At 64.7% G+C, this 9364-nt stretch carries 4 protein-coding genes; 3 read left to right on the top strand and 1 reads right to left on the bottom strand.

Going from position 1 to position 9364, the window contains the following annotated elements:
* Positions 1-44: 44 nt before the first annotated feature.
* Positions 45-5360: a family 78 glycoside hydrolase catalytic domain gene (locus tag AC1DCF_RS05875; RefSeq protein ID WP_477210210.1), complete on the bottom strand. Its 5316-nt coding sequence runs from the start codon at positions 5358-5360 to the stop codon at positions 45-47.
* Between the two features lie 349 nt (positions 5361-5709).
* Between AC1DCF_RS05875 and AC1DCF_RS05870 the strand changes: the two genes are divergently transcribed.
* The 3 genes from AC1DCF_RS05870 to AC1DCF_RS05860 are packed head-to-tail and all read left to right on the top strand — an operon-like array spanning position 5710 to position 9351.
* Entirely contained in the window at positions 5710-7233 is a 1524-nt protein-coding gene (locus AC1DCF_RS05870; protein ID WP_477210209.1) for a sugar ABC transporter ATP-binding protein, read from the top strand.
* Entirely contained in the window at positions 7230-8291 is a 1062-nt protein-coding gene (locus AC1DCF_RS05865) for an ABC transporter permease (RefSeq protein WP_477210208.1), read from the top strand. Before AC1DCF_RS05870 ends, AC1DCF_RS05865 begins: the two co-directional genes overlap by 4 nt.
* A complete protein-coding gene (locus tag AC1DCF_RS05860) occupies positions 8284-9351 on the top strand; it encodes an ABC transporter permease (protein WP_477210207.1) in 1068 nt (355 codons plus the stop codon). The genes AC1DCF_RS05865 and AC1DCF_RS05860 overlap by 8 nt, the downstream gene beginning before the upstream one ends.
* The last annotated feature ends 13 nt before the right edge of the window (positions 9352-9364 follow it).

Here is a 9364-nt window from a genome sequence, read left to right as displayed (position 1 = left end):
GGCCGAAAAACGTCGGCCGAGAGTCGCGCGGGTCACGCTGCGGGCTAGGCGTCGGTGTGACGTGCCTCATTCGGTGTCGCAGCCAACCGCGTGCGCCGGTTGCGAACGAACACCAAGGTGCCGCCAGCTGCAATCAGCAACACGGTGAGCAGCAGCCAGGGGCTGAGCTCGGTACCGGTGGAAGCCAGAACCTCGGCCGGGATGCTGAGGTCGGGCTTGCTTGCGCCGCCGTTGCCGTTGCCGTTGCCGTTGCCGGGATCGGTTCCCGGATTAGTTCCCGGATCGGTCTCGGGGTCGGTCCCCGGATCGGTTCCGGGATCGGTGCCAGGGTCGGTGCCAGGGTCGGTGCCGGGGTCAACCGGCGCCACGGTGAAGACGAGGTCATGCGACCCCTGCTCGAAGTCGGCCGGAATTGTGTTCGCCACCGTGACGACACCGAGCGAATCGGCCACAGCCGTGCCGAGCGCGAACGGCTCGGAGTGCAACTCGATCGTCACCTTCTGGCCGGGCTTGAACCCGCTGGCCTCGACCGCCGTGTGCTGACCGGGCGTGATCGTCAACTTCGGCGGCAACGTGCTGGCCTTCAACACGGAGACAATTCCGATGTTGCCGGCCTTGTCCACTGTGCGCACCTGAACCGAATCGTTCATCGTGCTCACACCAAGCAGGCCAGAGAGCGAACGCACCCAGCTGGAGCCGTCGACGGAGTACTCCAGGTGATCAACACCCGACCCGCCGTCCTGGCCGAGCGCGATGATGCGGCCGTTCTCGCCGAGCCAACCCCAGACAGACGGAGCCGTGCCGTCGACCTTGAGCGACTCGGTGCGCACCGTGCTCACATTGCCGGCCGTGTCGGTGGCGCGGTAGCTGAACTCGTGGATCCCGTCGGCGAGCACGACCGGTGCGGAGTACACCGTCCAGGCAGCCTTCGAGTTCAAACGGTACTCAACCAACGCGACCGCACTACGAGCGTCGCTGGAGGTGAGCGTTGCAGTGGCACCGGCCAGGTACCAACCGGTCACGCCGAGGTTCGACACCTCGACATCGACCGACGGCGCGATGCTGTCGGCCGGAACCGGCATCGTCCAGACATCCGCCAGCGACGGGTCATGCGACCCCTTGCCGTTGAATCGGAACTGCACCGTGGCGGTGTCGCTCGCCGCATACGTCGCATCGACGAGCAGCTGGAAGGTGACGAGACCGTTTCCACCAGCGGTGCGCTGGTAGAGACGCTCGTCAATCTGCTCGCCGTTGACGAGAATGTCGTACGACTTCAGCTGTGCCGAGTCGTAGGTTTCGATGCCGCGCACCAGGAATGGCTCGCCCGGCGTGACCTTGAGGTCGGCCGAGAACCACGAACCCACCTTGCCGAGGCCCGAGTAGCGGCGGGTGAGGCCGGCTTCGACCGTGGTTCCGCCGTCTCCCGACGTCTTCACCGCGTGTGCCGACTCCGACGGACCATCACCGAAGTCGACGTGATCCGTGAACGCAGCGGGCGGCGTCGCAAGCGCGACGGTGACCGCGGTGCTCGAGGCCGCCAGCACGTTCGAATCGTGAACGAATCGAACAGAGAGCGCGTTGTCGCCCGCCGTCACCGCGAGCGGAATCGCGACCACCACGTCGGCGGTCACCGACTTTCCGGGCTTGACCGTCACCGTGCGCGACGGCGCAGGAGTCGACCAACCGGCCGGTACATCGACCACGAAGCGTCCCGTGACCGCGGATGCCGCGGCGTTCGACACCGCAGACGTCACGGTCGCCACCTCAAGGGGGTCTCCCTCGCTCAGAACCGTGGTGACCTGGTCGAACCTGATCGCCGGCAGCACCGTGCCGACGGCCTTGACAATCTGGAATTGGCGAGCCTCCCCGCCGACGATTGCGCTGACATCCGCCGTCACGGAGATCGGACCGGCAGGAGTCGTCACCGGTACCGTGATCGCGAACGGCAGTTCGACGGTCGCGCCCACGGCAAGAGTCGGCTGCGAAACCAACGTCGGGTCGATCTCGAGGTTGCCCGAGACCGTGAGGCCCGCCGTGAGTCCCTTGACCACTGTGGAACCGGTGTTGGTGACGCGAACGACGCCCTTCACCGGGGTGCCGGGCAGCGCGTCGACAGCGCCGACCACGTCGACGACCAGGCCGCTGTTCGCGGGGTCGCTCGAGAAGGAGTAATCGCCAGAACCGACAGCGAGAACAACCTGGCCGTTGGCCTCGGAGACAACCTTCACTCCGGCCGCTTGGGCCAGAGCCGATCCACCCTCGAGGACGGCGTGGCTGTCGAGCGCGGGGATGCGCACGGTCGCCGTGGTGTTCACAGGAACCGAGACGTCCAGCGTCATTCCGGTGTCGGTGCTTGTCCACGCCGACGTGATGTCGCCGTACACCGAGGCGAACGAGCCGCTTCCGTGCGTGAGCCCGCCACCAATCGACGGGGCGATCTCGAACGACTTGTAGCCGGCCGCCGTCGGTTTGATGCCACCGATGTTCTGGTACATCCAGTCGCCGACCGCGCCATAGGCGTAGTGGTTGAACGAGTTCATTCCCACGTCACCGAACGTGCCGTCGGGCTTCAGCGAGTCCCAGCGCTCCCACATCGTGGTGGCGCCGGACACGACTTCGTATCCCCACGACGGGAAGGTGTCGTTGTTCAACACGCGATAGGCCAAGTCTTGGTGACCTGTCTTTGTCAGCGCCGGAAGCAGCCAGGGCGTGCCCAAGAAGCCTGTCGAGAGGTGGAAGTCCTTCGACGCCAGCTTCGCGACGTACTTGTCGCCGACTGCCGAGAGCTGGTCGGCCGGAATCATGTCCATGCCGATGGCGATGGCATAGCCGGTCATGCTGTTGCCCTGAACCGTGCCGTCTGCGGCGACGAAGCGCGACACGAATGCGTTGCGAACGTCGGCCGACAGCGTGGCATAGCGCTCGGCATCCGCGCTCTTGCCGATGGCGGCCGCCATCTCGCTCATCTGACGTGAAATGAAAGAGTAGTAGGCGGTGCCCAGAACGGCGTGGCTGGTCGGATCGTCGAGGTGAAGCCAGTCGCCGTATCCACCCGTGTCACGGATGAGGCCGGCGCCGGCCGATTTTTCGACGTAGGCCATGAACTTCGACATCATGTCGTAGTTGTCGGCGACGACCTTGGTGTCGCCGTAGGTGCTCCACAGCGTGTACGGAACCGTGATGGCAGCGTCTGACCAGCCGGTTCCGCCACCGCAGCAGCCCGGCGTCGGTGAGATTCCGGGGATGTCACCGTTGTCGTTCTGGCTGTCGCGCAGGTCACCGAGCCACTTGCCAAGAAAGTTCAGGGTGTCCTGGTTGTAACTGGCGGTCGGTGCGAACACGTTGATGTCACCGGTCCAGCCGAGACGCTCATCGCGTGCCGGGGTGTCGGTGGGGATCGACAAGAAGTTGCCGCGCTGGCCCCAGGTGATGTTGCTCTGCAACTGGTTCAGCATGCTGCTCGACGAGTCGAGTTTGCCCGTCACGGGCAGGTCGCTGCCCCAGACATGACCGGTGACTTGTTCCAGCGTCGGCGGGGTGGGAACGCCGGTGATCTCCAGGTAACGGAAGCCGTGGAAGGTGAACTTCGGAGTGTACGTCGCGACGCCCGTGGCCGCGAAGGTGTAGTAGTCCGTCGCCTTCGCGCTGCGCAGGTTCGCGGTGTAGAGGGTCTTGTCGGGGTTCAGCATCTCGCCGTAGCGGATGGTGGCGGTCGAGCCGGCGATGCCGTCGAGCTTCAGCTCCGCGACACCGACCATGTTCTGGCCCATGTCGTAGATCCAGGTTCCCGGGGTGGGTTCCGTGCGTTCGATCGGCGTGCGCACTTCCGTGACGCGAACGGGCTGGTCGGTCTGCGGCTCCAGCTTGTCGGTCGCCGAGGTACCGGCGACAAAGGCGGGAGTCCAGGTGGAGTCGTCGAAGCCGACGTTGTTCCAGCCGTCCTGCGCCAGGCGTGCGTCATAGGTCTCGCCCATGATCATGTCGGACTCGACGAGCGGACCCGCCTCAGCCTTCCAGCTGGTGTCGCTGTTGACCCACTCGTGGGTGCCGTCGGAATAGTCGAGTCGCAGTTGAGCGATGAGCGAGGTGGCGTTGCCGTACTGGTTCGGCCCGAAGCTGGCGATGTGACCGGAGTACCAGCCATCGGCGAGCATGGCGCCGAACACGTTCTCGCCGGCGTTGACCATATTGGTGACGTCGTAGGTCTGGAACTTGATGCGCTTGTTGTAGTTGGTCCAGCCGGGCGCCATCAGCTGGTCGCTGACCTTCTCGCCGTTCAGGCTCAGTTCGTAGGTGCCGCGAGCCGACGCGTAAATGCGCGCGCTGGTCACTGTCTTGCCGACTGAGAACTCTTTGCGCAGCAGTGGGTCAGGGTTTACCGCTGTGAAGATGACCTCGGTTGGCGACTTCAGCTCCAGGCCGCGATCGGTCACCGTGCCGCCGGAGAACGGGTTGGTTCCGTTGCTGAAGTCGGTGTTCAACAGCACCTCACCGGTCGACGAGGTGACGTTGACGTTGTGGATGGTGGCGTTCTCGGGGCCCTCAACGGCCGTCGACTGGCGGAAGCCCACGTAGCCGTTCTTCAGGCTGGTGTCGATGCGGCGGTCGATCTCAATGCCGTCGAGCGTCGAGATGATCGTCGAGCCTGCGAATTGAACGGTGAAGTTGTGGGTTCCCTTCTTCAGTTCGTCGAGGCTGATGAACGACGAGATGTCTTTGTTCTCCAGAAGCGAGAAACCGCCGTTGACCTTCTTGTGCGGACGGAAGCGGGGCGTCCCGTCGGAGACGCTGAGCTGCCACATGTAGGCGTTGTTCAGGTCGGAAGCTCGAGCGTAGAGGCCCATCACCAGGCTGTCCATGGTGAAATCGACGGATGCCGTGTAGTCGGTCCACCGGGCGAGCTGCTTCGCGGGGCCGGCGCCGCTGATCCAGTCCGCCGTCCACTCGCTGTTGTTCAGGATGGCGGTCTCAAACGAAGCGGCGGTGCTCCAGTCGGAGGCGGCGCCACCGTCGTTCCAGGTACGCACCTGCCAGACATAGCGGGTCTGCGATTCGAGCGCGGGACCCGCGTAGGCGACGTTGAGCTGTTCGGCCGAGGTGACCTTGCCCGTCGACCAGATATCAGCGGATCCGAGTTCGCCCTCGCTCTTCGCGACGCGAACCTCATAGGCGTCTTGAAGGACGCCGCGACCGGATGAGGAGTTCTTCCAGCTGAAAACCGGGCTTTCTCCGGTGGTTCCCAGCGGGTCGACCAGGCCATTCGCCCGGAGGTCTGACACCGACATCGTCGCGCTCTCCGCGGCGAATGCGGGAATGCCGCCAGCGGCGAAGCCACCGGCAAGAAGCGCGAATGCCGTCACGCCGGCAGCGAGACCGCGGTGTAGTCGGCGGGGCGGGGGAACAGGAGGTAGCGACACGACACGTGGGGCAATCAACACTGAATGGTCTCCGAATGATCTCGACGATGAGAAGTGGGCGTGGTGGTGCCTTGACACTATTGGAACGATTCATCCGATGTCAATGAAAGGTTTCAATTGACGGGGAGCACCGCAGAACGCAGCCGGCGCAGCGCTCGCACTTGCGTCGCCGCACCGGATCGACGGCCATCCAACAACAATTTGACAGAGCCGCACGACCCACGTAGATTGCTGACGTTCGTAATTATTAAAACGATTCAATCACTCCTCAATGTGGAGGTTAGGTCCGTCAATGTCGATTAGCCCCAGTACCACCGGCCCAGCTGCCCTGGAGCTTCGAAACGTTGCCAAATCATTTGGTGCCGTCGTCGCCCTGAAGTCCGCCAGCCTCACCGTGCAGATGAATTCCATCCATGCGCTGGTCGGAGAAAACGGCGCCGGCAAGTCAACCCTCGTCAAGATCGTCGCCGGCCTCTACCGCCGCGACAGCGGCGACTTCTTGCTGCGCGGCGACAGCGTCGACTTCACGTCGACCGCCGAATCGAAGGCGGCCGGCATTGCCGTCATCTACCAAGAGCCGACGCTGTTTCCCGATCTTTCGGTCACCGAGAACATCTTCATGGGACGCCAGCCGACCAACCGCTTCGGCAAGATCGATCGCAAGCGGATGCGTACCGAGGTGCAGGGCCTGTTCGCCCGCCTCGACGTGCGCATCAACCCTGACCGGCCGGCCGAGGGACTCTCCATCGCCGACCAGCAGATCATCGAGATCGCCAAGGCCATCTCCCTCGACGCTCGCGTGCTCATCATGGACGAACCGACGGCCGCACTCAGCGGAGTCGAAGTCGACCGCCTCTTCGCCGTCGCCCGCAGCCTCCGCGACGAAGGCCGCGCCCTCGTCTTCATCTCACACCGCTTCGACGAGGTCTTCGCACTCTGCGACACCATCACCGTCATGCGCGACGGCGAGTACATCTCGACCGATGCCATCGAGTCGACATCCGTTTCCGAAATCGTGCGACGGATGGTCGGACGCGACGTCGCAGACCTCTTTCCGAAGCAGCCGGCCGAGATCGGCGAGCCCGTGCTCGAGGTCAGCGGCCTGAACTCGGCCGGCGTCTTTCACGACGTGAACTTCACCGTGCGCGCCGGAGAGATCGTCGGCCTGGCCGGCCTGGTCGGAGCCGGCCGCAGCGAAATAGCCCGCGCCGTCTTCGGCGTCGACAGCTACGACTCCGGATCGGTGCGCATCAATGGCACTCCGGTCCCCCGGCGCAACCCGGCCGCGGCGATGAGCCTCGGTCTGGCACTGGTGCCCGAAGACCGTCGCAAGCAGGGCCTGGTGATCGACTCGACCGTCGCCCGCAGCACGACCATGGCCATCCAGAAACAGCTGACAAAGTTCGGCCTGCTCACCGCGCGTGCCGAGAACGCCGCGGCACGCATCTGGGCGAGCCGCCTCGAAGTGAAGACCAACGCGCTCGACACCGTGGTGGGCACCTTGAGCGGTGGAAACCAGCAGAAGGTCGTTCTCGCGAAATGGCTCGCCACGAACCCGCGCGTGCTGATCATCGACGAACCGACCCGCGGCATCGACGTGGGAACCAAGTCGGAGGTTCACCGCCTGCTCTCCGAGCTCGCCGGCAAGGGCCTCGCTATCTTGATGATCTCGTCGGAGCTCCCCGAAGTTCTCGGAATGGCCGACCGCGTGCTCGTCATGCGCGAAGGCCGCCTCACCGCCGAACTGAGCCGGGCCGAAGCCACCTCAGAAACAGTTATGTACGCCGCGACGCACGCAACGGAGCACCACTCGTGACCACGACGCTGACCCCCACACCGGCCCCCACGCCACCCCAGGCGCGCACACAGAACGGGTTCACGCTCGGCCTGTACTCGTTCCTGCGCGCCAGGGAGACGAGCATCCTGCTCGCCCTGATCCTCGTGATCGTGGTGACCACGGCGAAGAACCCCAACTTCCTGTTCAGTCCCGACGGCTGGCGCGACCTGCTGCTCACCCCGTCGATCCTGATTCTCGTGGCCGTCGGCATGGCGATCGTGATCATCACCCGCAGCATCGACCTCTCGGTCGGCTCAATCCTCGGACTCACCGCGTACTTGACCGGCCGACTGTTCATCGACATCCCGGGCATCCCGATCATCGTCGTGTTCGCCGCCGGCATCGTCTTCGGCGGCCTGCTCGGCCTGATCAACGGCGCGCTCGTCGCTTTCGCGAAGGTGCCGGCGCTGGTGATCACCCTCGGCACGCTCTATGCCTACCGTGGCATCAACGTGCTCTGGGCCGGCAGCGATCGCATCAACGCGTCGGACATGCCCAAGGACTTCCTGGCCCTCGGCACCAGCTCGGTGCTGTCGATCCCGCTCTTGACCATCCTCGCTTTGATCGTGCTCGTCGCGGCCGGCTGGTACATGCGCAATACCCGCGGCGGACGCGAGTTCTACGCGATCGGTTCTGAGCCAGCCGCAGCCGAGCTGTACGGCCTGCGCGTGACCAAGCGCATCCTGATCGCCTTCGTCGCCTGTGGCGCTCTGGCCGGACTGGCCGGCGTGCTCTATGCGGCCCGCTACGGCACCATCAACTCGCAGGCCGGCAGCGGCTTCGAAATGGATGCCGTCGCTGCGGCGGTCATCGGCGGCGTCGCCATCTTCGGTGGCAGCGGCACCGTCTGGGGCGCCGCGCTCGGCGCCGTTCTCCTGCTCACCATCAACCGCGCACTCCCCATCCTCGGCGTTCCCGACTTCTGGCAGCGTGCCGTCGTCGGCGTACTGATCATCGGCGCCATCGTTCTCGACCGCGTGCTCTCGCTCCGACAAACCCGCAAGCTCCTGGAAGAGAGGGACGACTCCAATGTCTAGCACCGCAACTATTCAGGCTCCGGTGGTCGCACCCCGCGTCTACCGCGACTATGGCCAGCCGGCCTGGCGTCGCATCCTCTTCACGCGGGAAACCGCTGTCATCGGCCTCTTGCTGATCGTGATCCTCGTTGCCACGCTGAGCGTGCGCAACTTCGGCAGCCCGATCACCATGACCTACCTGCTGCTCGATGTGGCCCCCATTCTGCTGATCGCCCTGCCGATGACGCTGGTGATCATCACCGGTGAGATCGACCTGTCGGTAGCGAGCATGGTGGGCCTCAGCAGCGTTCTGGTTGGAACGCTTCACCAGGCCGGACTCCCCCTCGCGGCTGCCGGCCTCATCGCCCTGGTCGTCGGCGTCATCGGCGGCGCGTTCAACGGTTTCCTGATCACCGTCGTCGGACTGCCGTCTCTCGCGGTGACCATCGGAACGCTCGCGCTGTACCGCGGGCTCGCCGTCGGCCTCCTCGGCACGACAGCGGTCACCGACTTCGATGAGTTCTGGACGACGCTGGCCAAGTCGAAGATCGGTGCAACGGGCATCCCGTCGATCATGATCCCGTTCGTGATTCTGGCGATCATCTTCGCGCTCGTGCTGCACTTCACCCCGTTCGGTCGCGGGATCTTCTCGATCGGGTTGAGCCCGGATGCGGCGACCTTCTCCGGTGTCAACGTGAACCGCACCAAGATGATCTTGTTCATGCTCACCGGCGTCGTCTCGGCGTTCGCCGGCATCTACTACACACTGCGTTTCGGCAGCGCCCGTGGTGACAACGCCACGGGGCTGGAGCTGCAGGTCATCGCCGCGGTACTGCTCGGCGGAGTCTCAATTTTCGGTGGCCGTGGGGCACTGCATGGCGTGATCGCCGGCGTGCTTCTGATCGGAGTGCTCGCCAGCGCCTTGCGCCTGGCCAACGTCACCTCCGACGTCATCAACATCATCACCGGAGTGCTCTTGGTGCTGTCGGTGGTGTCAGCAAGCTTCCTGGCCTGGCTGCAGAAAAAGCGGCAGGGACCCGGGGGAATCAAACGGGGTCGGAGACGCGCAGCCAAGGCGTAATCCACCTTTTGTC

This window comes from Leifsonia sp. 10L418, from assembly GCF_056395445.1.
This window is presented reverse-complemented; position numbering and strand designations above follow the sequence as displayed.